Consider the following 26,175-nt stretch of genomic DNA (forward strand, 5'->3'; position numbering starts at 1 on the left):
ACGGCAGGACCCGAACCGTTCCCGACCGCTAGGAGCCCCAGTGCCACGCCGTCTCTTCACGTCCGAGTCGGTGACCGAGGGCCACCCGGACAAGATCGCCGACCAGATCAGCGACTCCATCCTCGACGCCATGCTCGAGCAGGACCCGCGCAGCCGGGTCGCCGTGGAGACGCTCATCACCACCGGCCAGGTGCACATCGCCGGCGAGGTCACCACCGCCGGCTACGTCGACATCGCCGAGATCGTCCGCCGGACGATCCTCGGCATCGGCTACGACTCCTCGCGCAAGGGCTTCGACGGCGCCTCGTGCGGCGTCAGCGTCTCGATCGGCTCCCAGTCGCCGGACATCGCCCAGGGCGTGGACACCGGCTACGAGGCGCGCACCGCGGGCACCACCGAGGACGAGATCGAGCGGCAGGGCGCCGGCGACCAGGGCCTGATGTTCGGGTACGCCACCGACGAGACCCCCGAGCTCATGCCGCTGCCGATCGCGCTGGCGCACCGGCTGTCGCGGCGGCTGTCGGCGGTGCGCAAGGACGGCTCGGTGCCCTACCTGCGGCCCGACGGCAAGACCCAGGTCACCGTCGTCTACGAGGACGACCGCCCGGTCGCCGTCGACACCGTGGTCGTCTCCTCCCAGCACGCCGAGGACATCTCGATCGAGCAACTGCTGGCCCCCGACGTCCAGGAGCTGGTGGTCGAGCCGGAGTTGGCGGCCCTCGGCCTGCCCACCAGCGGCTACCGGCTGCTGGTCAACCCGACCGGCAAGTTCGTCATCGGCGGGCCGATGGGCGACGCCGGGCTCACCGGTCGCAAGATCATCGTCGACACCTACGGCGGCATGGCGCGGCACGGCGGCGGCGCCTTCTCGGGCAAGGACCCGTCGAAGGTGGACCGCTCCGGCGCCTACGCGATGCGCTGGGTGGCCAAGAACGTCGTCGCCGCCGGGCTGGCCCGCCGCTGCGAGGTCCAGGTGGCCTACGCCATCGGCGCCGCGCACCCGGTCGGCCTGTTCGTCGAGACGTTCGGCACCGGCACGGTCGCCGACGACGTGCTGGAGAAGGCGATCGGCTCGGTCTTCGACCTGCGTCCGGGCGCCATCGTCCGCGACCTGGACCTGCTGCGCCCGATCTACGCGCCGACGGCCGCCTACGGGCACTTCGGCCGCACCGACATCGACCTGCCCTGGGAGCGGCTGGACCGCGTCGAGGCGCTCCGCGCGGCCACCGGGGCCTGAACGCACCGGAAGCGGGCCCCGTCTCCCTCACCACCCGCACGCCCGTGGTGAGCCTCCGGACGGGGCCGACGGTGGCCCGGGTCGTCGTCGACGTGCCCCTGGCGCACCTCGACCGGACCTTCGACTACGCCGTCCCCGACGAGCTGGCCGGCGACGTCCGGCCCGGCTGCCGGGTCCGCGTGCGCTTCGCCGGGCAGCTGGTCGACGGGTTCGTCCTCGACCTGGGGACCAGCACCGAGCACGGCGGCAAGCTGGCGCCGTTGGCCAAGCTCGTCTCGTCCGAGCCGGTGCTCACCCCGGAGGTCGCGGTGCTCGCCCGGTCGGTCGCCGACCGCTGGGGCGGCACCGTCCCCGACGTGCTGCGGCTGGCCGTGCCGCCGCGCCGGGCCGCCGCCGAGAAGCGCCCGCCGGCCGAGGCGCCACCCGCCCCGCCGCCGCCCGACCCGGCCGGCTTCGCGCGGTATGCCACCGGTCCGGCCCTGCTGGCCGCGGTCGCCGAGGGGCGGCCGGCGCGGGCGGTCTGGACGGCGCTGCCCGGCGAGGACTGGCCCGCCCGGCTGGTCGAGCTGTGCCAGGCCGCGCTCTCCGGCGGCCGCGGTGCCCTGGTCGTCGCACCGGACGGACGCGACCTCGACCGGCTGGCCGCCGCCGCGGAGGCCCGGCTGCCGAAGGGCTCGTTCGTCGTGCTGCGCGCCGACGCCGCTCCCGACGCCCGGTACCGCCGCTTCCTCGACGCCGTCCGCGGCAGCGCGAAGGTGGTGCTCGGCACCCGGGCGGCGGTCTACGCGCCGGTCGCCGACCTCACGCTGGTCGCGGTCTGGGACGACGGCGACGACCTGCACGCCGAACCGCGCGCGCCCTACGCACACGCCCGTGACGTGCTGGTGCACCGCGCGCACCTGACCTCGTGCGCGGCGGTGGTCGCGGCGACCGCCCGCACCGCCGAGGCGCAGCTCCTGGTCGAGAGCGGGTGGGCGCACGAGCTGGTGGCCGACCGCGCCACCCTGCGCGCCGCCGCGCCCCGGGTGCACGCGCTGGGGGCCGACGCCGAGCTGGCCCGCGACCCGGCCGCCCGCACCGCCCGGCTGCCCAGCCTCGCCCACCGGGTCGCCCGGCAGACGCTGGCCGACGGCGCGCCGGTGCTGGTGCAGGTGCCGCGGGCCGGGTACGCGCCCGGCCTGGCCTGCGACCGCTGCCGCGCCCCGGCGCGGTGCCCGGTCTGCTCCGGGCCGCTGGGGATCTCACCGACGCCCGGGGCGGGCGGCTCCCGCGTGCCGGCCTGCCGCTGGTGCGCCCGCCCGGCGGCGACGTTCGACTGCCCGCACTGCCACGGCACCAAGCTGCGCGCCTCCGTCGTCGGCGCCACCCGGACCGCCGAGGAGCTGGGGCGGGCCTTCCCCGGCGCGGCGGTGCGGGTCTCCGGGCGCGGCTCCGGGGTGCTGGCCGCCGTGCCGGGCGGCCCGGCGCTGGTCGTGGCCACGCCCGGGGCCGAGCCGGTCGCCGAGGGCGGGTACGGGGCGGCGCTGCTGCTGGACTCGTGGGCGCTGCTCGGCCGCGCCGACCTCCGGGCGGGGGAGGAGACCCTGCGCCGGTGGGTGAACGCGGCCGCCCTGGTCCGCTCCGCGCCGGACGGCGGGCAGGTGGTGGTCGCCGCGGACGCCGCGCACGCCGTCGTCCAGGCGCTGGTGCGCTGGGACCCGGCCTGGCTGGCCGCCCGCGAGCTGGCCGACCGCCGGGAGCTCGGTTTCCCCCCGGTCACCCGCATGGCCGCGCTGTCGGGCTCCGCGCCGGCGCTGGCCGAGTTCCTCGAGGCGGCGCGGCTGCCGGCCGACGCCGACCTGCTCGGGCCGGTCCCCGAGCCACCGCGCCCGGGCCAGGACGGGGAGCGGGAGCGCTACCTGGTCCGGGTGCCCCGTGGCGAGGGTGCGGCCCTGGCGCACGCGCTGGCCGAGGTGCAGGGCGTCCGCAGCGCCAAGAAGGCGCCCGAGCACGTGCGCGTGCAGCTCGACCCGCTCGACCTGGTCTGATCCGCTACCCGGGTACGGCCGCGACGGCGTCCCCCACCGTCCCGGCATCGAGGTCCCGTTCGACCTGGTAGCCGTCGCCGGGCTGCTCAGGCTGCTCAGGCTGCTCGGGCTGTTCCGGGGCCGGTGTCCCGGGGGCCGGTGTGCCGGGGGCCGGTGTGCCGGGGGCCGGTGTGCCGGGGGCGTCGCCGTCGTCGGGCTGCTCGGGCGCCTCGGGCTGTCCGGGGGCCGGCGTCCCCGGACCGTCCGGGGCGTCCCCGTCGCCGCCGTCCGGGGCCGGGAGCGGCGGGTGCTCCGGGGAGCCGTCGCCGGGCGGGGGAGCCGGGTCGTCAGGGGGCGCTGTGCCCGGGTCCGCAGCCGGCGGGCTGCCCGGGTCGACAGGGGGCGTCCTGCCCGGGGCCGCAGGAGGCGGAGCCGGGGCCTCCGTGGGCGTGGCGGCCGGGTCCTGCGCAGGAACCGCCGGCGGGCCGGCGGCGGCCGGCGCGGCTGCCCGCGGGAGGACCTCCGGGGCGGGCGCGGCGGGGAGCAGCGGCGCGGCGGGAGGCAGGGGGTTCACGGCGGGCAGCACGCGGGCGCGAGCCCCCGAGGCGGCCCGTGCGCTCGTCGTCGGCGGCGTCCCCAGGACCGTCCCGGCCGCGCGTGCCGGGCGGCTCCCCAGCTCCGGTGCGACCGGTCCGGCGGCGCCCGCGGCGCGGACCCCGACCGTCGGCGGCGGGCCGGCGTCCACCGGGTCGGCCGGCGCCGCCCGACGTCGCGCGGTCGTCGGGCAGCGCCACCGCCAGCGGGATGTCCCCGACCGTGCCCGGTCCGACCCCGCCGGCCAGCGACAGACCCGCCCAGGCACCGACGACGACCGCCAGGAGGAACGCCCCGGTGACGAGGAGCCCGCCCGCGGTCACCAGCACGGCCTCGGGCCACCGCCGGTGCGGCAGACCGGCAGGAGCGGCCTGGTGCAGCACCACCGGGCGGTTCCGGAGATCCGGCGGGACGGCGACGACGCCGGAGGAGAAGACCCACGCGGTCACCGCCCTGCCCGGGCGCGGCCGCGGAGAGGGGCGGTGTCTCCGCGGGGACGGGTCGGCGGTCATCACCTCGGGCTCAGGTGGAACGGTTCGGCGCTCCACGATCGTCCTCGCGACCCGACGTGGTGGGCAGGGCCCAAGGACACGCCGACCACGGACCGAATCCCCGGCCGGTCTCCGGCGGGCCGAGGGGGCGGACGGGGCGGCCCCCTACGATCGACCGGTGAGCGTGACCCCCATCCGGCTGTACGGCGACCCGGTGCTGCGCACCCCCGCCGCCGCGGTCGTCGACTTCGACGCCGAGCTGCGCCGCCTCGTCGCCGACCTGACCGACACGATGCTCGCGGCGGGCGGTGCCGGGCTGGCCGCGCCGCAGCTCGGCGTCGGCCTGCGGGTGTTCACCTGGCACGTCGACGGCGAGCTCGGGCACCTGGTCAACCCGGTGGTGGCGCCGGTGGGGGAGGAGACCGAGGAGGGCCCCGAGGGCTGCCTGTCCATCCCCGGCTTCGCCTACGACTGCCGCCGGCACACGCACGTCGCCGCCACCGGGTTCGACCTGCACGGCGAACCGGTCCGGGTGGAGGGCTCGCACCTGCTGGCCCGCGCGGTGCAGCACGAGGTCGACCACCTCGACGGCGTGCTGTTCGTCGACCGGCTGGACCCCGAGGCCCGGGCGGCGGCACTGGCCGCGATCGCCGAGGCGGAGTGGGCCGGCATGGGTGCCTGGGTCCCGCGCGTGGAGGTGAGCCCCCACTGAGGCTGCTCTTCGCCGGGACGCCGGACGTCGCCGTCCCCTCGCTGGACCTCCTCCTCGGCTCCGCGCACGAGGTCGCCGCCGTCCTCACCCGTCCCGACGCCCGCTCCGGCCGCGGACGTCGCGTCAGCCGCTCCCCGGTCGCCGAGCGGGCCGACGCCGCCGGTGTGCCGGTGCTGCAGCCCCGATCGCCCCGCGACCCCGAGTTCCTCGCCCGGCTGGCCGACCTCGCCGTCGACTGCGCGCCGGTCGTCGCCTACGGCGCCCTCGTGCCGCAGGCGGCCCTCGACCTGCCCCGGCACGGCTGGGTCAACCTGCACTTCTCGCTGCTGCCCGCCTGGCGCGGCGCGGCCCCCGTGCAGCACGCGGTCATGGCCGGCGACGAGGTGACCGGCGCGTCCACCTTCCGGCTCGAGGCAGGCCTGGACACCGGGCCGGTCTACGGCGTGGTCACCGAGCCGATCGCCGCGCGGGACACCGCGGGCGACGTGCTGGGCCGGCTGGCGTGCAGCGGCGCCCGGCTGCTGCTGGCCACCCTCGACGGCATCGAGGCCGGCACGCTGGAGCCCCGGCCGCAGCCCTCCGACGGGGTCAGCCTGGCGCCGCGGCTCGAGCCGGCCGACGCCCGCGTCGACTGGTCGCTGCCCGCGAACGTCGTCGACCGGCGGGTCCGCGGGGTGACGCCGGCCCCCGGCGCGTGGACCACCTGGCGCGGGGACCGGCTCCGGCTGGGCCCGGTCGAGCCGCTGCCGACCTCCCTCGGCCTCGTCCCCGGCGAGCTGTCGGTCGGCCCGACCGGGGTGCTCGTCGGCACCGGCCGCGGCGCCGTCCGGCTGGGCGACGTGCAGCCGGCGGGCAAGCGGGTGCTGCCGGCCGCCGACTGGGCCCGCGGCGCCCGCCCCGCGCCCGGGGAGCTGGTGGGGGTCGAGTGACCCGTCCACCCCGCCGGTCCCGGCCCGGAGGACGGCGCCCGAAGCTCGACGGCGCCCGCCTCACCGCCTACGACGTGCTGGACGCCGTCTCCTCGCGCGAGGCCTACGCCAACCTGCTGCTGCCCCAGCTGCTGCGCGAGCGGCGGCTCGACACCCGCGACGCGGCCTTCACCACCCAGCTCGCCTACGGCACCCTGCGCGCCACCGGCACCCTCGACGCGGTGCTCGGCGGGCTGGTCGACCGGCCGCTCGGCGAGCTCGACCCGCGCGTGCTCGACCTGCTGCGGCTGGGCGCCCACCAGCTGCTCGACCTGCGGGTGCCCGCGCACGCGGCGGTCGACACGACCGTCGACCTGACCCGCGCGATCGTCGGCGCGGGCGCGTCGGGCCTGGTCAACGCGGTGCTGCGCAAGGTCGCCGCCGTGGGCGACCGCGCGGCATGGCTGGACCGGCTGGCCGGCGACGACGAGCAGCGGCTGGCCCTGGCCACCGACCACCCCCGGTGGATCGTGCGGGCCTGGCGGGAGGCGCTCGGCGACGACACCGAGCTCGAGGCGGCCCTGCTGGCCGACGACGCCGCGCCCGAGGTGCACCTGGTCGCCCGGCGGCTGGCCCGGGAGGAGCTGGTCGCGGAGTCCGGCGGGACGCCCGGGCCGTGGTCGCCGTACGCCGTCCGGCTGGGCGGGGGCGATCCCGGCCGGGTGCCGGCGGTGGCCTCCGGCGCCGCGGCGGTGCAGGACGAGGGCAGTCAGCTGGCGGCCCTCCTGCTCGGCCGCGCGCCGCTCGACGGGCCCGACGCGGCCTGGCTCGACGTGTGCGCCGGTCCCGGCGGCAAGGCCGGGTTGCTGGCGGCGGTGCGACCCGACGGCGTCCGGCTGACCGCGGCCGACCGGGCTCCGCACCGTGCCGAGCTGGTCCGCCGCGCGCTGGCCGGTGCCGAGGACGTCGAGGTGCTGGTCGCCGACGGCCGGCAGCCGCCGTGGGCGCCCGGCTCCTTCGACCGGGTGCTGCTCGACGCGCCCTGCACCGGGCTGGGCGCGCTGCGCCGCCGGCCGGAGGTGCGGTGGCGCCGGACGCCGGCGGACGTGCCGCCGCTGGTCGAGCTGCAGACGGCGCTGCTGGACGGCGCGCTGGGATCGGTGCGGCCCGGCGGCGTCGTGGCCTACGTGACCTGCTCCCCGCACGCCGCCGAGACCGTCGCCGTGGCCGACGCCGCGGCCGCCCGGGATGACGTCGAGGTGCTGCCGGTCGCGCCGCTGTTCCCGGAGGTGCCGGGGATGGCCCGCGGTGCGTACGGGCAGCTGTGGCCACACCGGCACGGCACCGACGCGATGTTCATGGCCCTGCTGCGCCGCACCCGCTGACGGGTCGGCGACCCGGTCCCGGCCGGCGGTCGTCAGGCCGGTCAGCGCCCCGGCTGGTCGCGCGAGGCCTCCTTGTCCTCCGCCCGCCGGGTGTGCCGTTCGGCCCACAGGGCCGCCTGCGTGCGGTCGGCCACGCCCAGGCGCTGGAAGATGTGCGTGACGTGCACCTTGACGGTGCGCTCGCTGATCCGCAGCCGGCGGGCGATCGTCTTGTTCGGGTACCCGAGCCGCAGCAGGTCGAGGACCTCGGCCTCCCGGTCGGTGAGCACCGGCGTGGGGGCGGGCCGGCGGTCCCGCATGTCGCGCAGCAGCGACCGGGCCACGGCCGGGTCGACCGGCGCGCCGCCCGAGGCGACGGTGCGCACCCCGTCGAGGATCTCCTCCGCCTCGCTCTGCTTGAGCAGGTACCCGTCCGCGCCGGCGGACACCGCGTCGAGGACCAGCGCGGCGTCGCTGAACGAGGTGAGCACGAGGATCCGCGGCGGCTCGGCCATCGACCGCAGCGCCTCGATCACCGCGACGCCGTCGGTGCCGGGCATCGACAGGTCGAGCAGCACCACGTCGGGGCTGCACTCGGCGACCAGTTCCAGCGCGCGGTCGCCGTCGGGTGCGCCTCCGACGCACTCCAGGTCGTCGGTGGTGTCGAGCAGGTGGACCAGACCGGTCCGGACGACGGCGTGGTCGTCGACCACCAGCACGCGGATCATCGGGAGCCCCCCGTTCCCTCGGCGACGGCAGCAGTCAGCGGCGCGCTCGACCCGGCCAGATCGAGCGGCACCCGCACCAGCAGCCGCGTTCCGTCGCCGGGCGCGCTGGCCGCGGTCAGCGTGCCACCGACGGCGGCGAGCCGGTCGCCCAGCGACTGCAGGCCCACGTGGCCGTGTGCGCCCCGGGCGGCCAGCAGCGCCTCGTCGAAGCCGCGGCCGTCGTCGTCGACCACCAGCGTCGCGTACCGGCCGGCGTGCCGGACCGTGATCTCGACGTGCCCCGCGCCGCTGTGTGCCGAGACGTTGCGCAGCGCCTCGAGGGCGCACCGGTAGAGCAGCGCGGCGACCGGGCGGGGCAGCCGGTCGGCGTCCCGGACGTCGAGGTCGACCCGGGCCCCGGACCGGCGCAGTCCGTCGGCGAGGACGTCGAGCGCGGGGCCCAGCCCGGCGTCCGGCAACCGCGGCGGGTTGAGGTCGACCAGCAGCGTGCGCAGCTCGGCGACGCTCTGCCGCAGCCGGTCGGCGGTCCGGGTGACCAGCTCCGGGTCGTCCTCGCCGCCGGTCCGGCTCCGCCGGGCGGCGTCGAGCTCGAAGGTGATCCCGGTCAGGTCCTGCACCACGCCGTCGTGCACCTCGCCGGCGATGCGGCGCCGCTCGGCCTCGGAGGCGTCCACCGCCCACTGCAGCGCCGCGGCCTCCGACTCCTGGTGCTCCCGGACCTGGCGGGCCAGGCGCCAGGCGAAGGGCACCTGGACCAGCTGCAGCAGCAGCAGGGCGGCCAGCGACGGCGGGGCGAACGTCCACCAGGCCGCCGAGGCCTCGTCCATCACCGCGGCGTGGTCCTGGTGGACGTCGACCAGGAGCGGCCGACCTGACGAGTCGCGCACGCCGACGTAGACCTCCAGCAGCGTCCCGTCGGAGGTCCCCGGCCGGTCCGCGTCGACGACGGCCGAGACCACCGACCCCTCGGCGAGGGCCTCGCGGGCCTCGGCCGGCAGGTCCACCTGCTGCCCGACCAGCGAACGGTCGTCGGACCACAGCACCTCACCGTCGTCGGCGAGGACGCTGAGGCCGGTCACCGGGCTGGAGGCGGCCACGGCCGCGACGTCGGTGCGCAGCCGGGCGCGGGCGGCCTCGTCCGCGTCGACGAGCGCCGGGCCGAGCAGCGGGACGACGACGCCGTGCGCGACCACCCGGGCCACCCGCTCGGCCGACCGCATCCCCTGCTCGAGTCCGGCGGAGCGGGCGAGCGCGCCCAGCACGACCGCCAGTGCGAGGGTCACGACCACCCCGGCGACGGTGAACCGGACCACCGAGGTGGTCACCGTGGGCTGCCGGCGCTGAGCGGTGGGTGTGAGATGCCTCACGTCGGCAGGCTAACGGGGCGCCCCCGTCCGCGGGGGCTCCGCGGCGCGGTCCCGCCCCCGCCGGGGAGAGGTCAGGACGAAGGTCCCGCGCCGGCCCGGGAACCCGGGCCGCGTCCGCGACGACTACAGCGGCGTGAGCAGCTCCCGACCGGCCGTGCGCCGTCTCCTGACCACGGCCCTCCTGGCCGCCGTCGTCCTCGGCGCCGGCACCGGCACGGCGTCCGCGCACGTCGAGGTGAGCGCGCCCGGCGCCACGGCCGGCACCGGACCGGTGACCGTGACGTTCACGGCCGAGTCGGAGTCGGCGGCCGGCATCGCCGCGATGCGCACCCAGCTCCCCCCTGGCATCGCGCCTCCCCAGGTCACGCTGGCCTCCGGCCCGGCCGGCTGGGTGCTCACGCCCACCCCCGACGGCTTCGAGGTCGGCGGGCCGCCGCTGCCGCCGGGCTCGGACGCCGAGTACGCCGTCACCGTCGCCGCGCTGCCGGCCGGGGTGACCGAGCTGGCGTTCCCCACCGTGCAGCGCTATGCCGACGGCGGCGAGGACGCCTGGATCGAGCAGGCCGCCCCCGGCGCCCCCGAGCCGGAGCAGCCCGCGCCGGTGCTCACCGTGGCACCGGGCGCCCCGGCCCCGGCCAGCACCGCGAGCCCGGCCCCGGCCACGACGTCGGAGGCGCCCGCGCCGACGACCGAGGCCGCCCCGGCCACCACACCGGGCGCGGAGGTCACCGACGACGGGGTCGCCGGCGGCTGGATCGCCGGCCTCGCGGTCCTCGCGGCGGTCGCGCTCGCCGGTGGCCTGTGGTTCCGCCGCTCCCGCGCGGGGCGGTGATCTCCGCCCGCCTAGACTCGCCAGACGTGTCCCGCACCCCGATGATCGCGCCCAGCCTGCTGTCGGCGGACTTCGCCCGGCTGGCCGACGAGGCGCACCGGGTGGCCGACGCCGACTGGCTGCACGTCGACGTCATGGACGCGCACTTCGTCCCCAACCTCACCCTCGGCCTGCCGGTGGTCCGGGCGATCCAGGCGGTCAGCCCCGTACCGCTGGACTGCCACCTGATGATCGAGGCACCCGAGCGGTGGGCGCCGGGCTACGCGGAGGCCGGCGCGCGGAACGTCACCGTGCACGCCGAGGCCTGCACCGACCCGCGTGCGGTCGCCCGGGACCTCCGCGCCGCAGGGGCCCTGGCCGGGCTGGCGGTCAAGCCGGGCACCCCGCTGGAGAAGTACCTCGACGTCCTCCCGGACTTCGACACGCTCCTGGTCATGACCGTCGAGCCCGGGTTCGGGGGCCAGGAGTTCATGGCCGAGACGCTGCCCAAGGTCCGCCGGGCCCGGGAGCTGGTCGACGCCGGCCACCTGACGCTGTTCCTCGAGGTGGACGGCGGCATCAACGCCGACACCATCGAGCAGGCCGCCGCGGCCGGGGCCGACGTCTTCGTCGCCGGGTCCGCGGTCTACGGCGCCGAGGACCCCGCCCGCGCCATCGCCGGTCTGCGCGCGCAGGCCGCCGCGGCGATGCCGGGGTGACCGTCAGCCCGGCCGAGCTCACCGCGATGGCCCGCGCGCGCGAGCTCGGCGCCGGCGTGCTCGGCAGCACCAGCCCCAACCCGCCGGTCGGAGCCGTCGTCCTGGCCGTCGACGGCACACCCGTGGGGGAGGGGGCCACCGCGCCGCCCGGTGGCCCGCACGCCGAGGTCCGCGCGTTGACCCAGGCCGGCGACCGCGCCCGCGGCGGCACCGTCGTCGTCACCCTCGAGCCGTGCGCGCACACCGGCCGCACCGGCCCGTGCGCCGACGCGCTGATCGCCGCCGGCATCGCGCGGGTGGTCGTCGCGGTGCCCGAGCCGACCGAGCTGGCCGGGGGCGGCGCGCAGCGGCTGCGCGACGCCGGCGTCGACGTCGTCTCGGGCGTCGAGCAGGCCGAGGCCGAGGACGGCGCCCTCGCCGCGTGGCTCACCGGCGCCCGGGCCCAGCGGCCGCACGTGGTGTGGAAGGTCGCCGGGACGCTCGACGGCCGGGTCGCCGCCGCCGACGGCAGCAGCCGCTGGATCACCGGCCCCGCCGCCCGCGCCGCCGTCCACCGGCTGCGGGCCACCTGCGACGCGGTCGTCGTCGGCTCGGGCACCGCGCTGGCCGACGACCCCCAGCTCACCGTCCGCGACACCGGGGGCCCGGACGCCGACCGCCGGCCGCTGCGGGTGGTCCTCGACCGCCGCGGCCGGCTGCCGCGCACCGCCCGGGTCCTGGACGACGCCGCGCCGACGCTGGTCAGCGCCGCGGCCAGCCCGCGCGACCTCCTCGCCGAGCTGTTCGGCCGGGGCGTGCGGCGGGTGCTGCTGGAGGGCGGGCCGACGCTGGCCGCGGCGTTCCTGCGCGACGGGCTGGTCGACGAGGCGGTGCTGCACCTGGCGCCGAAACTGCTCGGTGCCGGGGCATCGCTGATCGGTGACCTGGGAATCACCTCGATCGGCGACGCGCTGACGCTGTCGGTCGTGGACGTCACCCGCCTGGGCGGGGACGTGCAGATCCGCATGCGCCCGAACCGGCACACTGGTGGTGCTGGCGGGTTCGCGGACGGGAGGAGCTGAGGTGTTCACCGGGATCGTCGAGGAGATCGGCACCCTGCTCGTCCGGGAGGACCAGGAGGACGCGGCGCGGCTGCGGATCCGGGCGCACAAGGCGCTCGAGGGCGTCGCGCTCGGCGACTCGATCGCGGTGAACGGCGTCTGCCTCACCGTGACCGCGGTCGACAGCGAGGTCTGGAGCACCGACGTCATGGCCGAGACGCTGCGCCGCAGCAGCCTGGGGGCCCTGGGCACGGGCGACCCGGTCAACCTCGAGCGCGCCGTCACCCCGCACACCCGGCTCGGCGGCCACCTCGTGCAGGGCCACGTGGACGGCGTCGGCACCGTGCACAGCCGCACCCCCAGCGAGCACTGGGAGGTCGTGCGCATCACGCTGCCCCGCGAGCTGGCCCGCTACGTCGTCGAGAAGGGCTCGGTCGCCGTGGACGGCGTCTCCCTGACCATCAGCGCGGTCAGCGCCGTCGACGACCCCGAGCCGTGGTTCGAGGTCAGCCTCATCCCCACCACCCTGCGCGAGACCACGCTCGGCGCGGTTCCTCCGGGCAGCCCGGTCAACCTGGAGGTCGACGTGGTCGCGAAGTACGTGGAACGCCTGTTGGGAGCACGCCCGTGAGCGAGCGTGCGAGCTCACGCATGAGCACAGCACGCGTCGGCGCGTGGCCGACGAGCGCCAGCGAGGAGGACGCGTGACGACGCCCACGACGCGACTCGACTCGATCGAGGACGCCATCGCCGCCATCAAGGACGGCCGCCCGGTGGTCGTCATCGACGACGAGGACCGCGAGAACGAGGGCGACCTGATCTTCGCCTCCGAGCTCGCCACCCCGGAGCTGGTGGCGTTCATGGTGCGCTACACGTCGGGCTACATCTGCGTGGCGGTCACCGAGCACGACGCCGACCGGCTCGACCTGCCCCCGATGTTCCGGGTGAACCAGGACCGCCGCGGCACCGCCTACACCGTGACCGTCGACGCCCGCGAGGGCATCACCACCGGCATCTCCGCGTCCGACCGGGCGCACACCATCCGGCTGCTCGCCGACCGCGAGACCAACTCCGCCGACCTGGCGCGGCCCGGCCACATCGTGCCGCTGCGCGCCAAGGACGGCGGGGTGCTCCGCCGGCCCGGGCACACCGAGGCCGCCGTCGACCTGGCGGTGCTGGCCGGCCTGCGGCCCTCGGGCACGCTGTGCGAGCTGGTCAGCGAGAAGGACCCGACCGGCATGGCGCGCGGCGAGGAGTTGCGGGTCTTCGCCGACGAGCACGGCCTCAGCCTGGTGTCGATCGCCGACCTGATCGCCTACCGCAAGCGCTTCGACAAGCTGGTCGAGCGGGTCGCCGAGGCCACCGTGCCGCTGGCCCCCGGCACCTTCACCGCCGTGGGCTACCGCAGCTCCTACGACGAGCGCGAGCACGTCGCGTTCGTCTACGGCGACATCTCCGACGGCGAGGACGTCCTCGTCCGCGTGCACTCCGAGTGCCTCACCGGCGACGTCTTCGGCTCGCTGCGCTGCGACTGCGGCCCGCAGCTGCAGGCCGCGCTGGCCGCGGTGGCCCAGGAGGGCCGCGGCGTCGTCCTCTACATCCGCGGGCACGAGGGCCGGGGGATCGGCCTGCTGCACAAGCTGCAGGCCTACCAGCTGCAGGACGCCGGCGTGGACACCGTCGACGCCAACCTCGACCTCGGCCTGCCTGCCGACGCCCGCGACTACGGCACCGGCGCGCAGATCCTCGTCGACCTCGGGGTGCACACCATGCGGCTGCTCACCAACAACCCGGCCAAGCGGGCCGGGCTGGAGGGCTACGGCCTGAAGATCACCGGCCGGGTGCCCCTACCCAGCCACGTGACCGCGGAGAACCTGGCCTACCTGCGGACCAAGCGCGACCGGATGGGCCACCTGCTCGACATCATCGAGCCGGAGACCGAGTCCGGCCCCGCGGACACCCCCACCGTCCCCGGCACCGACGTGCCGCTGCACCAGGTGGAGCAGCAGCTGTGAGTGGTCAGGGGGCGCCGGAGGTGGAGGCGGTCGACGCCGCGGGGATGACCCTCGGCATCGTCGCGACCACCTGGCACGCCGAGATCACCGGCTCGCTGCTCGACCGGGCGGTCGCGGCGGCGGAGGCGTGCGGGATCGCCGGGCCGACCGTCGTGCGGGCGCCGGGGGCCGTCGAGCTGCCGGTGGTCGCGCAGGCGCTGGCCGAGCGGCACGACGCCGTCGTCGCGCTCGGTGTGGTCATCCGCGGCGGCACCCCGCACTTCGAGTACGTCTGCGACGCGGTCACCGCCGGGCTCACGCGGGTGGCGCTCGACGCCGGCAAGCCGGTCGGCAACGGCGTGCTGACCTGCGACACCGAGGAGCAGGCGCGCGACCGCGCCGGGCTGCCCGGGTCCGCGGAGGACAAGGGCTGGGAGGCGGCCGTCGCCGCGCTGGCCACCGCCCTGACGCTGCGGCAGGTCCGTGGCCCCTCGCGGCCGACCGGCTTCACCATCCGACCGACCGACGGGAGTCGCGCGTGAAGACCTTCGACTCGCTGTTCGCCGAGCTGTCGGCGAAGGTCGCCGCCGGCGACCCGGGCTCCGGCACGGTGACGGCGGTCCGCGACGGCGTGCACGCCGCGGGCAAGAAGGTCGTCGAGGAGGCGGCCGAGTCGTGGATGGCGGCCGAGCACGAGGACGAGCAGCGGACGGCGGAGGAGATCAGCCAACTGCTCTACCGGGTCCAGGTGCTCATGCTGGCCCGAGGGCTGTCGCTGGACGACGTCTACGCTCACCTCTGAAGAAGGACCCTCGGGCCCCCCACGACACGCTGCGCGCGCCGCGGGTCCCTGCCCGAGGGCCGACCGAGAAGGAGTTGGCCCCGTGCTGCGCATCGCCGTGCCCAACAAGGGCGTCCTGAGCGAGCCCGCGGCCGAGATGCTCGCCGAGAGCGGCTACCGGCAGCGGCGGAGCACCAAGGACCTCGCCGTCTACGACCCCGACAGCGACACCGAGTTCTTCTACCTGCGCCCGCGCGACATCGCCGTGTACGTGGCCGCCGGCACCCTCGACGTCGGCATCACCGGCCGCGACATGCTGCTCGAGACCGCCCCCGCCGACGGCGAGGGCGCCGCCGCGGTGGAGGTCATGCCGCTGGGCTTCGGCCGGTCCTCCTTCCGGTTCGCAGCCCCGGTGGAGTCCGCGGTCGAGACCGTCGAGCAGCTGGCCGGCAAGCGCATCGCCACCGCCTACCCGGTGCTGCTGCGTCGCTTCCTCGACGAGCAGGGCATCCACGCCGGCGTCGTCAAGCTCGACGGCGCGGTGGAGACCGCCTGCCGGCTCGGCGTCGCCGACGCCGTCTGCGACGTCGTGGAGACCGGGACCACGCTGCGCGCCGCGGGGCTGCACATCATCGGGGAGCCGGTGCTGACCAGCGAGGCGATCCTCGTGCGGCGCGCCGGCGCGGAGGAGATCCCGGCGGTCGCCCAGCTGCGCCGCCGGCTGCGCGGTGTCCTCGTGGCCCGCCAGTACGTGATGCTCGACTACGACTGCCCCAACGAGCTGCTGGAGAAGGCGACCGCGCTGACGCCCGGCCTGGAGGGGCCGACGGTCAGCCCGCTGCAGACGGAGGGCTGGTCGGCGGTGCGGGCGATGGTCGCGCAGACCGACACGAACCGGGTGATGGACGAGCTCTGGGAGCTCGGCGCCCGCGCCATCCTCGTCACGAGCATCCACGCCTGCCGGCTGTGACACTGCGATCCTCCGGATCGCACCACGGCCACACGTGCCGTGTCCCAGTGACGAGAGCCCCCGTCCGGTTGGACGGGGGCTCTCGTTCCGGTGGGCTCAGCGGTTGCGGGTCGTCCGGTCGACGAGGTCGATCGCGGTGCACAGGCCCAGGGCCATGGCCCGGCCGCTGGTCGAACCGGTGGCCAGCAGGCCGGCGATGGCCGGGGCGAGCGGCCGCTCGCCGACCAGGCCGTGCAGCACCGCGGCGTACTCGCCGCTGACCCGGCCGGCCGCGGCGTGGCGCAGCAGCGCCCGGGACAGCTCGGTGGTCCGGCCCGCGGCGAGGGCGTAGACGCCGGCGGCGAACCGCTCGGCGGCCGGGTGCCCCAGCAGCACGAGGCCGGCCATCGTCCCGGCCATCACGTCGTCGCCGGCCGGGGTGAGGCCGGGACCGAGACCGACCAGCCGGGCGGCCGTGCGCAGCGCGGCGTCGAGGTCGGCCCGCCGGACCGCGCCGCGCAGCGCGGCCAGGGGACCGCCGGGGCCGGCCGGGAGACCGGGCAGGGTGAAGGCGCTGTGCGGGACACCCTCGCCGTACAGGGCGTTGCGCAGCTGCCGGACACCCTCGGGCAGCAGTGCCGGGCGGGGGCTGGGCAGCCGGGGCCGGGGGTCCCACCAGGCGGCGGCGCTGACCGCGAGGTCACCGACGACGATCCGCCCGCCACCGACGTCGGCGGGCGCGTCGCTGGGCAGGGCCACCAGCGGGCGGCCGTTGCTGGGGCGGAAGAGGACGCAGGCCAGCGGCAGCCGGGCTGCGTCGCTGGTGAGCACGCCGACCACCTCGCCGCCGCGCTCGGTGGGCACGTGCAGGTAGACCGCGGCGGGCACGCTCATGAGGACGCGGGCCGGGCGGACCGGGCCGCGGAGGAGGTCGGCGACTCCCGTGCTCGCCGAGGCGGGGACGGCGGTCGCGGGGCGCGCCGGGGGAGCGGTGCGGGCGGTGGCCTGTGCCTGTTCGCGGGGGAGAGGGATGGTCGGGACGCCGGCCCGTGCGGCCTGGCTGCGGGCGGACGTCGGGGCGCCGGGGCGGCTTCCGCCCTGGCCGGCGGTCTCGTCGATGGTGCGCATGGCGGCCTCTTCACCTGGATGCAACGAGAGGCACCGTCGGCTCGAGGCCCCCCGCCCGGGCCCGTTGCTCCGGGCCGGAGGGACTGGCGGCACCGTGGCTCGGTGTCCGGCCTACCATCCAGCGGGCGGAGTGGTCCGGGTCTCGAACCTAAGCGGCGCGTCGCATGGCCCTGTATGGCGGAAGTCGCCAAGAATGGGGTCGTTGGTCCAGGCACTCCTGACAGGGTGCCGTGGTAGTGCCATGTGCATCATTTGCGGGGAGGGTGGGTGTCATGACCCAGGGTGACACTTCACTCACTAGGTCTACTCAGGGTGACGGCGCACTGTCGATTCGTCGCCAGTGGTCCTCCGTGGAGACGACCGTGGTCGGGAACCGCGGCGAGCGGAGCCCGTGGCAGGAGCGCATGGGGCTGACCCTCGAGGAGGCCCTCCAGCTGCCCGGGTTGACCGGCACGGAGGTCGTGGCGGGGGCCGGTGGGCTGGCCCGCGTGCTGCGGCACATGGTCGTCGACGACCCCGCCGAGCCGCTGGCCGTGGCCGGCCCCGACGTCCTCGTGGTCCTCGGCGCGCGGCTGCCCCCGGCCGACGCCGCCAACTGCCGCGCGCTCGTGGAGCGGCTGGACTCGATGGGCAGCGCGGGCCTGGCCTTCCGGCGCACCGAGGGGCCCTCCCCGGTGCCCGACGAGGTCCTCGCCGAGGCCGACCGCCGCGCCTTCCCGGTGCTCGCCCTGCCGGCGACCGCCCGGATGGACGAGGCGGTGTCCGAGGTGCTCGGCGCCGTCGTCGGGAAGCAGGGCGAGGCGCTGGCGCTCTCGTGGCGCATGCACGACCAGTTCATCGACGTGGCGCTCAGCGGCGGCGGCCTGGCCGAGGTGACCGAGCAGCTGGCCGTGTTCCTCGAGGGCGCGGCCGTCCTGGGGCTGGGCCCCGACCGCGAGATCGCCACCTCCGCCGGCCCGGCCGAGGACGTCGAGGAGATCAGCGACTGGCTGTGGCTCCTGGACGCCGAGGCCGAGGACGAGCTCGCCACCATGGCGCCGTCCCGCCGGCTCTCCGGCGTCCGTGCCGACCAGACCGTCGTCACCCCCGCCGACGTGCTCGCCGACGCCGACCTCTCCCCGGCCGACGGCATCCTGCTGGTCCCCGGGCACCACGAGCTGCCCGGTGGGGTGGGGGAGTACGCGGTCGCGCCGATCATGGCCGGCGACCAGCGGCACGGGTGGCTGGTCGCCGTGCACCGGACCGGCCCGATGATCGTCGGAGCCGGCGGCGTGCTGGAGCGGGCGGCCGTCGTCTCGGCGCTGTCGGTGATCCGCCAGCAGGCCGTGCACTCCGTGGAGCTGCGCTTCCAGGGCGACCTCGTGCGGCGCCTGGTCGCCGGGTCGCTGCGGCACACCGAGCGGGCGCTGGCCCAGACCCGCTCGTTCGGCTGGCGGCTGGACGGCCCCGTCGTCGTCCTGGTGACGGCCACCGAGACCGCCGCCGACCCGCAGGCCGACCCCACCCGCGCCCTCGACGTCCTCGACCGGCTGGCCGACGGCTGGCGGGGTGCGCTGGAGGCGGAGGTGTCCGGCGCGGCGGTCGCCGGGCTGTCCACCGAGATCGTCACCGTGCTCCCGCTCGACGGCCGGACGCCGGAGGAGCTGAGCTCGCTGGTCTCGGCGGTGACCTCGCGGGTCAACGCGCGGGTGCGCCGCGTGGGCCGCGTGCTCGGCACGGGGATCGGCCGGCCGGCCGGGTCCCTCTCCGCGCTGGGCGAGGCCCACCAGCAGGCGCAGCGCGCGCTCGCCGTCGGCCAGGAGATCCACGGCACGCAGGCGGTCACGCACTTCGACCAGCTCGGCGTCTTCCGGCTGCTGTCCCTCATCCCCGACAGCACCGAGCTGCGCAACTACGTCGACGAGGTGCTCGGGACCCTCGCCGACGCCACCGACCCCGACTCGGCCGACCTCCGGGAGACGCTCCGGGTGCTGCTGGAGACCAATCTCAACGTCGCGGAGTCCGCGCGCCGGCTGCACTTCCACTACAACACGATGCGTTACCGGATCGGCAAGCTGGAGCGGCTGCTGGGGCCCTTCACCTCCGACCCCACCCTGCGGTTGAACCTGCTGCTGGCGCTGCACGCGGCCCGCATGCGGGGCCTCGACCAGCCGCACCGGCCCCCGGTGGACGCCGCGCTGTCCCTGCCGCCCGACGAGGGCCTCGACGCGCTCATCTGAACCCGGGGAGGGCGGCGCGCGTGGGGAGAGGTGTGGACGCGCTGGTGGCCCGGATGAGGGAGGTGCTGGCGTCCCTGCAGGCGGCCCGCGACCCGGCGCGCTTCTTCCTCGGCACCTACCTGCGGACGACGGTCGCCGTGGGCGCCGCCATCGACGACGGCCGGTTCGAGGATCCCGCCTGGGTGACCGACTGGGACGTCGACTTCGCCGAGCTCTACCTCGACGCCCTCGCCGCGCACCGCCGGGACCCGGCCGCCCCGGCGCGGCCGTGGCGGCTGGCCTTCGGCGCCCGGCGCGACCTGGCGCCGGAGGCGCACGTGCTGCTCGGCATGAACGCGCACATCAACTTCGACCTGCCGCAGTCGCTGGTCCGGGTGATCCCGCCCGCCGACTTCGACGACCCCGCGGTCCGCGCGCGCCGCCGGCGCGACCACGAGCGCATCGACGGGGTGCTCGCCTCCCGCATCGCCGCGGAGGACGCCGTGCTGCACCGCGCCGGCGGCCGGCGGAGCGCCCTGGACCGGCTGCTGGCGCCGGCCAACCGGACCGCCAGCCACGTCTTCCTCCGGGAGTCGCGGCGCAAGGTGTGGGCCAACGCCGGGCGGCTGGACACGGCGCGCCGGTGCGGGCCGGACGCCTACGCCCGGCGGGTCGCCGAGCTGGAGGCCGTCTCCGCCGACCGCGTGGCCGACCTGCTGCGGCCCGGCCCGGTCCTCCTCCGGCTGGCCGTCCGCGGCTTCGGGGTCCGCCTGGCCTGACCCCCTCCGCGCCGGACCCGGCCGGATCGGCCAGGCTGGGGGCGAGGCCGCACCCGGCGGCCCGCGAGGAGGAACGCATGACCCAGGCTCCCGGTCCGCTGTCGGGGAAGGTCGCGCTGGTCACCGGCGCGTCGTCGGGCATCGGCGAGGCGACCGCCGTCGCGCTGGCCGAGGCCGGCGCTGCCGTGGCGATCGGCGCCCGCCGCCGCGACCGGCTCGAGGCGCTGTCGAGGAAGCTGCGCGACGGCGGCGGGCGCGTGCTGGCGGTGGACCTCGACGTCACCGACGAGGCGTCCTGCCGCGACGCCGTCCGGCGCACCCGGGAGGAGCTCGGCGGCCTCGACGTCCTGGTCAACAACGCCGGCGTGATGCTGCTGGGCACCATCGTCGGCGCCGACCCCGAGGACTGGCGGCGGATGATCTCCACCAACGTCCTCGGGCTCATGTACACGACCCATGCCGCGATCGACGGCATGCTCGAGCAGGGCTCCGGCGACGTCGTGAACGTCTCCAGCGTCGCCGGGCGGACGGCCCGCAAGGGCGCCGGCGTCTACAACGCGAGCAAGTGGGCGGTGAACGCCTTCAGCGAGTCGCTGCGCCAGGAGGTGACCACCCGCGGCGTGCGCGTCTCGCTGGTGGAGCCGGGCGCCGTCACGACCGAGCTCAACTCGCACATCACCCAGCCGGAGGCGAAGGCGGCCTCGGAGCGGATGCACGCGGAGATGACGGCGCTGCGCCCCGAGGACATCGCCCGCGCCGTCCTCTACGTGGTCACCCAGCCGCCGCACGTCGCGGTCAACGAGGTGCTGATCCGCCCCGCCGACCAGGAGAGGTGAAGGTCGAGGTCGGGTCCTTTCTCAGTCGCGGAAGACCTCGATCTGGGCGCCCATCTCCACCAGGCGCTCGTACAGCTGCTCGTAGCCGCGGGCGATGATGTCGACGTTGCGCAGCACCGACGTCCCCTTGGCCGCGAGCATGGCCAGGAGGATGCAGACCGCCGGGCGCAGCGCCGGCGGGCAGACCACCTCGGCGCTGGACCACCGGGTCGGCCCGGTGATCAGCACCCGGTGCGGGTCCAGCAGCCGGACGTCGGCGCCGAGCCGGGTCAGGTCGGAGAGGTGGATCGCCCGGTTGTCGTAGACCCAGTCGTGGATCAGCGTCGCGCCGGTGGCGGCGGCCGCGATGACGGCGAAGAACGGCAGGTTGTCGATGTTGAGGCCCGGGAACGGCATCGGGTGGATCTTGTCGATCGGCGCCTTGAGCTCCGACGGGTGGAGGGTCACGTCGGCCAGCCGGGTGTGCCCGTTGTCGGCCCGGTACTCCGGCGACAGCGAGTAGCGCAGGCCCATCTCGGTGAGGACGGCCAGCTCGATCTCCAGGAACTCGATCGGCGCCCGGCGGACGGTGAGCTCCGAGCCGGTGACGATGCCCGCGGTCAGCAGGCTCATCGCCTCGACCGGGTCCTCGCTGATGGTGTAGTCGACGTCGGCGTCGAGCTCCGGCCGCCCGTGGACGGTCAGCGTCGTGGAGCCCAGGCCCTCGATGTCGACGCCGAGCAGCTGCAGGTACAGGCAGAGGTCCTGGACCATGTAGTTGGAGCTGGCGTTGCGGATCGTCGTCGTCCCGTCGGCGCGGGCGGCGGCCAGCAGCGCGTTCTCGGTGACGGTGTCGCCCCGCTCGGTCAGCACGATCGTGCGGCCGGCGCTGGTCGGCTCGGTGACCGTCGCGTGGTACTCGCCGGCCCGCGCCTCGACCTCCAGGCCGAAGGGGCGCAGCGCGATCATGTGCGGCTCGACCGTGCGGGTGCCCAGGTCGCAGCCGCCGGCGTAGGGCAGGTCGAACTGCCGGGCCCGGTGCAGCAGCGGGCCGAGGAACATGATGATGCTGCGGGTCCGGCGGGCGGCGTCGGCGTCGATGCCGGCCAGGTCCAGCTCGTCGGGGACGACGAGGGTGAGGTCGCGGCCGGTCACGTCCCAGGTCGCCGCGACACCGATGGAGCGCAGCACGTCGAGGATCCGCTCGACCTCGACGATGCGGGCCACGTTGCGCAGCGTCGTCCGGCCGCGGTTCAGCAGGGCCGCGCACAGCAGGGCGACCGCGGCGTTCTTGGACGACTTGACCGCGACGCTGCCGCGCAGCGGCGTGCCGCCGGTGACCCGCAGGTGGGTGGGCCCGGAGGGGCCGACGGTGAACAGCTCGCGCTCGAGGGCCTCGGAGAGCCGGCCCAGCAGCTCGAGGGTCAGGTTCTGGCCGCCCTGCTCGATCCGCGCGATGGCGCTCTGGCTGGTGCCCAGCCGCTCGGCGAGCTGGAGCTGGGTGAGCCCGCGGTGCCGCCGGGCGTCGCGGACCAGCAGGCCGATCCGCCGCATTGCGGTGTCCGGGGGCGCCGCATCGGTCGGGGGAGTGTCGATGGCCGTCACGGGAGGAGACGCTATCTCGCATGTGAGATGACACGGCCCGCGGCGCGCCGGTGCGCGCGAGAGACGGACCGGTCCGGCCAGACTGGGGCCATGGACGTTCTCGTCACCGGAGGAACCGGGCGACTCGGCCGGAGAGTGGTCGACCAGCTGCAGGGGACGGGACACCGGGTGCGCCAGATGTCGCGCCGGGGCACCGGCCCGGGCGGTGTGCGGGGGGACCTCGCCACCGGCCGCGACCTGCCCGCGGCGCTGGCCGGCGCGGAGGTCGTCGTGCACGCGGCCAGCGACGCGCGGGGGGACTACTGGCAGGCCGACGTCGCCGGCACCCGGCGGCTGGTGCAGGCCGTCGACCGCGAACGGCTGCGGCACCTGGTCTTCGTGTCGATCGTCGGCGTCGACCGCATCCCCTACGGCTACTACCACGCCAAGTTCGCCGCCGAGCAGGTGCTGCTGGGCTCGGGCCTGCCGGTCACCCTGCTGCGGATCACCCAGTTCCACGACCTCGTCGACGAGCTGCTGGGCACGGCCCGCCGGGGTCCGTTGCTGCCGGTGCCGATGGGCTGGCGGGCCCAGCCGGTGGACGTCGGGGAGGCGGCCGCGTACACCGCCACGGTCGCGACCGGGGCGGTGTCGGGGGACGTCGTGGAGTTCAGCGGGCCCGAGGAGCTCACCGCCGCTGAGATGGCGCGGGCGTGGGCGGCGGCCCGCGAGCCCGGTGCCCGCGTGGTGGCCACCCCGGTGCCCGGGCGGCTGTCGGCGGCGTTCCGGGACGGCGCCGCGCTGCCCACCGGTGGCGCCCGCGGGCACCGCACCTACCAGGAGCACCTGCGCGGCTGAACCGCAGCGTTCCTGCCGGATCCCGCAGCGGGGAGGACGACGTCGGATTCCCGCCGGTGCGGTGTCGGTGGCGCTGCCTAGGGTCCCGGTGTGCCGAACCTCCAGACGCCGTCCCCCCGCACCGCCCTCCCCGTCCTCGCCGCCGTCGCGGTCACCCTGCTGGCCTGGGCCTCGGCGTTCGTCGGCATCCGCGGTGTGGGCGCCGACCTCTCGCCGGGTGCGCTGGCGCTGGGCCGGCTGGCCGTCGGCACGGTGACCCTCGCCGTCCTGCTGGCCGCCTCGCGGCAGCGCTGGGTCCCGCCGACCCGCCGCGAGTGGGGGCTGCTCGCGGTCTGCGGGATCGGCTGGTTCGGCGTCTACAACGTCGCGCTCAACGCGGCGGAGCAGCACCTGGACGCCGGCACGACGGCGATGCTGGTCAACATCGGGCCGATCCTCATCGCGGTCTTCGCCGGGCTGCTGCTCGGGGAGGGGTTCCCGCGCCGGCTGGTCGCCGGCATCGCGGTCGCCTTCGCCGGCGTGCTGCTGATCGGGCTGGCCACCCGGGGTGCGGACGCCGACGTGCTGGGCGTCGCGTTCTGCCTGGTCGCGGCCGTCACGTACGCGGCCGGGGTGGTCGCCCAGAAGCCGGTGCTGCGCCGGCTCCCGCCGCTGCAGGTCACCTTCACCGCGTGCGCGACCGGTGCGGTGTGCTGCCTGCCGTGGGCCGGGGCGCTCGCGGGCGAGCTGGGCACGGCACCGGCGGCGTCCGTGGCCGGGATGGTCTACCTGGGCGTGGTCCCGACCGCGCTGGCGTTCAGCACCTGGGCGTACGCGCTGGCCCGCATGGACGCCGGGCAGCTCGGGGTGACGACCTACCTGGTCCCGCCTCTGGTGATCCTGCTGGGCTGGCTGCTGCTGGACGAGGTGCCGCCCGCCCTGGCCGTCGCCGGGGGTGCGGTGTGCCTGGCCGGCGTCGCGCTGTCCCGCCGCCGGGGCCGGCCCCGGCGTCCCGCGGCGGTGCCGCAGGAGGCCGGGGCGGCGGCCTGACCGGTGTCGAGGGCAGGCGGGGTCCTCAGCCGGACGGCGTGACCTGCTTGCCCGGCGATCCCTCGCCGATGCCCACGGCGTTGAGCGCCCGGACCCGCACGTTGTAGGCGGTCCCGTTGACCAGCCCGGTCACCGTGGCCTCGATGGCCGTGGCCCCGACGCTCATCCCGACGGCGGTGCCGCCGGTCACCGGGACCGCCGAGATCCGGTAGCCGGTGATGGGGGAGCCGCCGTCGCTGTCCGGCCGGCGCCAGGTCAACGTCGCCGAGGCGTTCCCGGGCGTCAGCGCGCCGATGCTCGGCGCACCCGGGGCTGTCGGGGTGCCCGTACCGGCCTGGTCGGCGCCCTCGAGGAGCGTGGCGGAGTCGACCGGGGTGGTCGCCTCCGGGTTGATCTGCTCGTCGGCCGGGAGCGGCAGGGCGCCGACCTCCGCGTCCTCGGGCTGCACGATGCGCGAGCGGGGGTCCAGCGCGCCGGCCAGGAGGATGAGGTCGCCCATGCCGAGCTTCTGCTTCCACTGGAAGCCGGGCTTGAGGGTGAAGTACGACTCGGGGTCCATCGCGATCATGTTGAGGATGACCTCGGCGACCAGCCGGCCGCCGACGGGGCCGAGCTTCGCCCCCTTGTTGACGAGCTCGGCCTCCTTGAGGACGTAGTACCAGAGCGGCGCCTTGCCCTCCCAGCCCGGCTGCTTGAGCCCCAGCTGGGCGTTGGTGAGCGGGGTGATGCCCATGGCGGTGGCGACGTCCTGGCCGCAGGGCAGGCCCAGCCGCTTGCCGCGGATCAGGTTCCGCTCGGCGAGCGCCACGATCGCCTTGTCGGTCGGGGCCACGACGGTCGGCGGCAGCGTGTAGAGCGGCAGGGAGATGTCTGTGTCGATGAGCCGGGCCATGTTGCGGTCGTCCGGCGGCTCGAGGCCGGGGATGTCGAAGAAGTAGTTCCAGTCGATCCAGAGGTTCTGCGGGTGCGGCCGGTTGCCGCGCAGGTCCTCGAAGCCGTCCTTGCCGAAGATCGGCACGGTGTGGCCGTCCTGCACCTCGTACTCGGCCCGGATCATGCTGTGGCCGAAGCGGTAGGCGGCGCCGGAGTACTCGACGGGCATGTAAGGGCGCGCGGTGTCCTCCGGCTTGTAGAACGTGCCGACGAACTTGATCGGCCCCGTGCCGTCGCGCTTGATGAGGCTGTTGACCACGTCCTGACCGACGATGCGCGGCAGGTAGTCGTTGACGATCAGCCACTGGAAGTGCCAGCGGCACAGCTTCCGGGCCTGGGCGAAGGAGTTGCCCTGGTCCATCAGCTTGTTGTGCAGCCGGATGAAGACCGTGTGCAGCTGGGCGACGATGAGGTTCTCGTCGTTGCGCGGGTCGCCGAGGTAGGCGGCACCGACCTCGTCCCGAGGGAGGTCGACGATGTCGTCGTGCGGGTTGACCTTCAGGTAGCCCGGGCGGGCGGGGTCGTACAGCTCGGGGCTGCCGCTGATGCCCTTGCCGTAGACGCTGCCGAGGTCGAACCGCGGGCTGTCGTAGTTGACCATCGCCAGCGGGTCCTGCAGCCGCTGGGTCAGCGGCGTCTTGTCCAGCGTCATGTCGTGGTCGACGAACTGGCCGAAGTAGATGTAGCCGGCCGGGATGCCCGGGTTGTCGAACGCGAGGTCGCTGTCCTTGACGTCGGAGAGCGGCGCCTTGCCGTCGTTCATGTCCTCGGCCAGCCAGCGCAGCAGCCCGTCGGCGGGCGCGTACGCCGGCAGCTGCGGGAACAGGAGGCCGAACCGGGCGCGCTTGGTCCGCCCCGCCTGGGCTGCGATCTGGGCGCCGCGGGGGTCGCCCACCGCGTGGGCGGCCGTCTCGGCCGGTGCGGTCGGCGCGGGCGCCGTCGTCCCGTCCGCCGGCACCTCCTCGGCGGCCAGGGCGGTGGCCCCGATCCCGCCGACGGCGGGCACCATCGCCGCGGTGAGCGCGGTGGTGAGGAACCCGCGCCGGCTCACCCCGCCGGCCGGTCCGGCGGTCGCGCCGCTGAACGGGCACACCCCCGCGGTCGTGTCGTCGTGCTGCATCTCTCGTCGCCCCCCGGCTTCGTGAGGGCC

23 protein-coding genes are annotated in these 26,175 nt (G+C 76.2%); 18 read left to right on the top strand and 5 right to left on the bottom strand.

Annotation, left to right across the window (positions count from 1 at the left end; genetic code table 11):
- Window positions 1–40 precede the first annotated feature (40 nt).
- The 5 genes from metK (at window position 41) to MY526_RS15685 (ending at window position 7,333) form a co-directional block, all read left to right on the top strand.
- Window positions 41–1,237, top strand: coding sequence for a methionine adenosyltransferase (gene metK, locus MY526_RS15665; RefSeq protein ID WP_436694617.1), 1,197 nt, complete (start codon window positions 41–43; stop codon window positions 1,235–1,237).
- 44 nt (window positions 1,238–1,281) lie between these two features.
- Window positions 1,282–3,264 (top strand): primosomal protein N', encoded by a 1,983-nt coding sequence (locus MY526_RS15670; protein WP_436704407.1) that lies wholly within the window; start codon window positions 1,282–1,284, stop codon window positions 3,262–3,264.
- Window positions 3,265–4,506: 1,242 nt separating this feature from the next.
- Window positions 4,507–5,040 carry a peptide deformylase gene (gene def / locus MY526_RS15675; RefSeq protein ID WP_436694967.1) on the top strand — a complete coding sequence of 178 codons (534 nt, stop codon included), beginning with the start codon at window positions 4,507–4,509 and terminating at the stop codon, window positions 5,038–5,040.
- Entirely contained in the window at window positions 4,989–5,969 is a 981-nt protein-coding gene (locus MY526_RS15680; RefSeq protein ID WP_436704409.1) for a methionyl-tRNA formyltransferase, read from the top strand. The genes def and MY526_RS15680 overlap by 52 nt, the downstream gene beginning before the upstream one ends.
- Window positions 5,966–7,333: an RsmB/NOP family class I SAM-dependent RNA methyltransferase gene (locus MY526_RS15685; protein WP_436704410.1), complete on the top strand. Its 1,368-nt coding sequence runs from the start codon at window positions 5,966–5,968 to the stop codon at window positions 7,331–7,333. Before MY526_RS15680 ends, MY526_RS15685 begins: the two co-directional genes overlap by 4 nt.
- 41 nt (window positions 7,334–7,374) lie before the next feature.
- Here MY526_RS15685 and MY526_RS15690 read toward each other — a convergent pair whose 3' ends face one another.
- Together MY526_RS15690 and MY526_RS15695 are read right to left on the bottom strand one after the other, a co-directional pair.
- Window positions 7,375–8,040: a response regulator gene (locus MY526_RS15690; protein ID WP_436704412.1), complete on the bottom strand. Its 666-nt coding sequence runs from the start codon at window positions 8,038–8,040 to the stop codon at window positions 7,375–7,377.
- A complete protein-coding gene (locus MY526_RS15695) occupies window positions 8,037–9,407 on the bottom strand; it encodes a sensor histidine kinase (protein ID WP_436704414.1) in 1,371 nt (456 codons plus the stop codon). Before MY526_RS15695 ends, MY526_RS15690 begins: the two co-directional genes overlap by 4 nt.
- A 133-nt stretch (window positions 9,408–9,540) precedes the next feature.
- Here MY526_RS15695 and MY526_RS15700 point away from each other — a divergent pair, with 133 nt between their 5' ends.
- The 8 genes from MY526_RS15700 to hisG all read left to right on the top strand — a co-directional run bounded on the left by MY526_RS15700 (window position 9,541) and on the right by hisG (window position 15,722).
- The gene (locus MY526_RS15700) at window positions 9,541–10,239 is read left to right on the top strand and encodes a DUF1775 domain-containing protein (protein WP_436704416.1); all 699 of its coding nucleotides are present in this window, start codon (window positions 9,541–9,543) and stop codon (window positions 10,237–10,239) included.
- Window positions 10,240–10,265: 26 nt separating this feature from the next.
- Window positions 10,266–10,937, top strand: a complete 672-nt coding sequence (gene rpe / locus MY526_RS15705) for a ribulose-phosphate 3-epimerase (RefSeq protein WP_436694976.1) — start codon at window positions 10,266–10,268, stop codon at window positions 10,935–10,937.
- Window positions 10,934–11,998, top strand: coding sequence for a bifunctional diaminohydroxyphosphoribosylaminopyrimidine deaminase/5-amino-6-(5-phosphoribosylamino)uracil reductase RibD (gene ribD / locus MY526_RS15710; protein WP_436704418.1), 1,065 nt, complete (start codon window positions 10,934–10,936; stop codon window positions 11,996–11,998). The genes rpe and ribD overlap by 4 nt, the downstream gene beginning before the upstream one ends.
- A 1-nt stretch (window position 11,999) precedes the next feature.
- Window positions 12,000–12,608, top strand: a complete 609-nt coding sequence (locus MY526_RS15715; protein WP_436704420.1) for a riboflavin synthase — start codon at window positions 12,000–12,002, stop codon at window positions 12,606–12,608.
- A 73-nt stretch (window positions 12,609–12,681) separates the two neighbouring features.
- A complete protein-coding gene (locus tag MY526_RS15720) occupies window positions 12,682–13,992 on the top strand; it encodes a bifunctional 3,4-dihydroxy-2-butanone-4-phosphate synthase/GTP cyclohydrolase II (RefSeq protein WP_436694980.1) in 1,311 nt (436 codons plus the stop codon).
- Window positions 13,989–14,513, top strand: coding sequence for a 6,7-dimethyl-8-ribityllumazine synthase (gene ribH / locus MY526_RS15725; protein WP_436704422.1), 525 nt, complete (start codon window positions 13,989–13,991; stop codon window positions 14,511–14,513). The genes MY526_RS15720 and ribH overlap by 4 nt, the downstream gene beginning before the upstream one ends.
- Entirely contained in the window at window positions 14,510–14,773 is a 264-nt protein-coding gene (locus MY526_RS15730; protein ID WP_436694984.1) for a phosphoribosyl-ATP diphosphatase, read from the top strand. Before ribH ends, MY526_RS15730 begins: the two co-directional genes overlap by 4 nt.
- Window positions 14,774–14,855: 82 nt before the next feature.
- Window positions 14,856–15,722: an ATP phosphoribosyltransferase gene (hisG, locus tag MY526_RS15735; RefSeq protein ID WP_436694985.1), complete on the top strand. Its 867-nt coding sequence runs from the start codon at window positions 14,856–14,858 to the stop codon at window positions 15,720–15,722.
- Between the two features lie 96 nt (window positions 15,723–15,818).
- On the opposite strand, the gene MY526_RS15740 is transcribed toward hisG, so the two are convergent.
- Window positions 15,819–16,829, bottom strand: coding sequence for a DUF2877 domain-containing protein (locus MY526_RS15740; RefSeq protein ID WP_436694987.1), 1,011 nt, complete (start codon window positions 16,827–16,829; stop codon window positions 15,819–15,821).
- A gap of 362 nt (window positions 16,830–17,191) precedes the next feature.
- Between MY526_RS15740 and MY526_RS15745 the strand changes: the two genes are divergently transcribed.
- The 3 genes from MY526_RS15745 (at window position 17,192) to MY526_RS15755 (ending at window position 20,642) form a co-directional block, all read left to right on the top strand.
- Complete coding sequence (locus MY526_RS15745) at window positions 17,192–19,048, top strand: PucR family transcriptional regulator (RefSeq protein WP_436694989.1); 1,857 nt, start codon at window positions 17,192–17,194, stop codon at window positions 19,046–19,048.
- 32 nt (window positions 19,049–19,080) lie between these two features.
- Entirely contained in the window at window positions 19,081–19,806 is a 726-nt protein-coding gene (locus MY526_RS15750; RefSeq protein ID WP_436704423.1) for a DUF5995 family protein, read from the top strand.
- Window positions 19,807–19,883: 77 nt separating this feature from the next.
- The gene (locus MY526_RS15755) at window positions 19,884–20,642 is read left to right on the top strand and encodes an SDR family NAD(P)-dependent oxidoreductase (protein ID WP_436694992.1); all 759 of its coding nucleotides are present in this window, start codon (window positions 19,884–19,886) and stop codon (window positions 20,640–20,642) included.
- Between the two features lie 21 nt (window positions 20,643–20,663).
- Here the strand turns inward: MY526_RS15755 and MY526_RS15760 are convergent, their stop codons facing one another.
- Complete coding sequence (locus MY526_RS15760; protein WP_436704425.1) at window positions 20,664–22,226, bottom strand: helix-turn-helix domain-containing protein; 1,563 nt, start codon at window positions 22,224–22,226, stop codon at window positions 20,664–20,666.
- 90 nt (window positions 22,227–22,316) lie between these two features.
- Here MY526_RS15760 and MY526_RS15765 point away from each other — a divergent pair, with 90 nt between their 5' ends.
- The gene (locus tag MY526_RS15765; protein WP_436704427.1) at window positions 22,317–23,063 is read left to right on the top strand and encodes an SDR family oxidoreductase; all 747 of its coding nucleotides are present in this window, start codon (window positions 22,317–22,319) and stop codon (window positions 23,061–23,063) included.
- Window positions 23,064–23,153: 90 nt separating this feature from the next.
- Window positions 23,154–24,092 carry a DMT family transporter gene (locus MY526_RS15770; RefSeq protein ID WP_436694995.1) on the top strand — a complete coding sequence of 313 codons (939 nt, stop codon included), beginning with the start codon at window positions 23,154–23,156 and terminating at the stop codon, window positions 24,090–24,092.
- A 25-nt stretch (window positions 24,093–24,117) separates the two neighbouring features.
- Here MY526_RS15770 and MY526_RS15775 read toward each other — a convergent pair whose 3' ends face one another.
- Window positions 24,118–26,145, bottom strand: a complete 2,028-nt coding sequence (locus MY526_RS15775; protein ID WP_436694996.1) for a peroxidase family protein — start codon at window positions 26,143–26,145, stop codon at window positions 24,118–24,120.
- Between the last annotated feature and the right edge of the window lie 30 nt (window positions 26,146–26,175).

The sequence above is a fragment of the Geodermatophilus sp. CPCC 205761 genome (genome assembly GCF_051383655.1).
In the GTDB taxonomy this organism is placed as follows: Bacteria; Actinomycetota; Actinomycetes; order Mycobacteriales; family Geodermatophilaceae; genus Geodermatophilus.

What these genes read in the sequence shown, in the direction of transcription:
- MY526_RS15690 (WP_436704412.1), bottom strand. Translation starts at nt 8,040, where the DNA reads ATGATCCGCGTGCTGGTGGTCGACGACCACGCCGTCGTCCGGACCGGT.
- MY526_RS15740 (WP_436694987.1), bottom strand. Translation starts at nt 16,829, where the DNA reads ATGCGCACCATCGACGAGACCGCCGGCCAGGGCGGAAGCCGCCCCGGC.
- MY526_RS15755 (WP_436694992.1), top strand. Translation starts at nt 19,884, where the DNA reads ATGACCCAGGCTCCCGGTCCGCTGTCGGGGAAGGTCGCGCTGGTCACC.
- MY526_RS15765 (WP_436704427.1), top strand. Translation starts at nt 22,317, where the DNA reads ATGGACGTTCTCGTCACCGGAGGAACCGGGCGACTCGGCCGGAGAGTG.
- MY526_RS15775 (WP_436694996.1), bottom strand. Translation starts at nt 26,145, where the DNA reads ATGCAGCACGACGACACGACCGCGGGGGTGTGCCCGTTCAGCGGCGCG.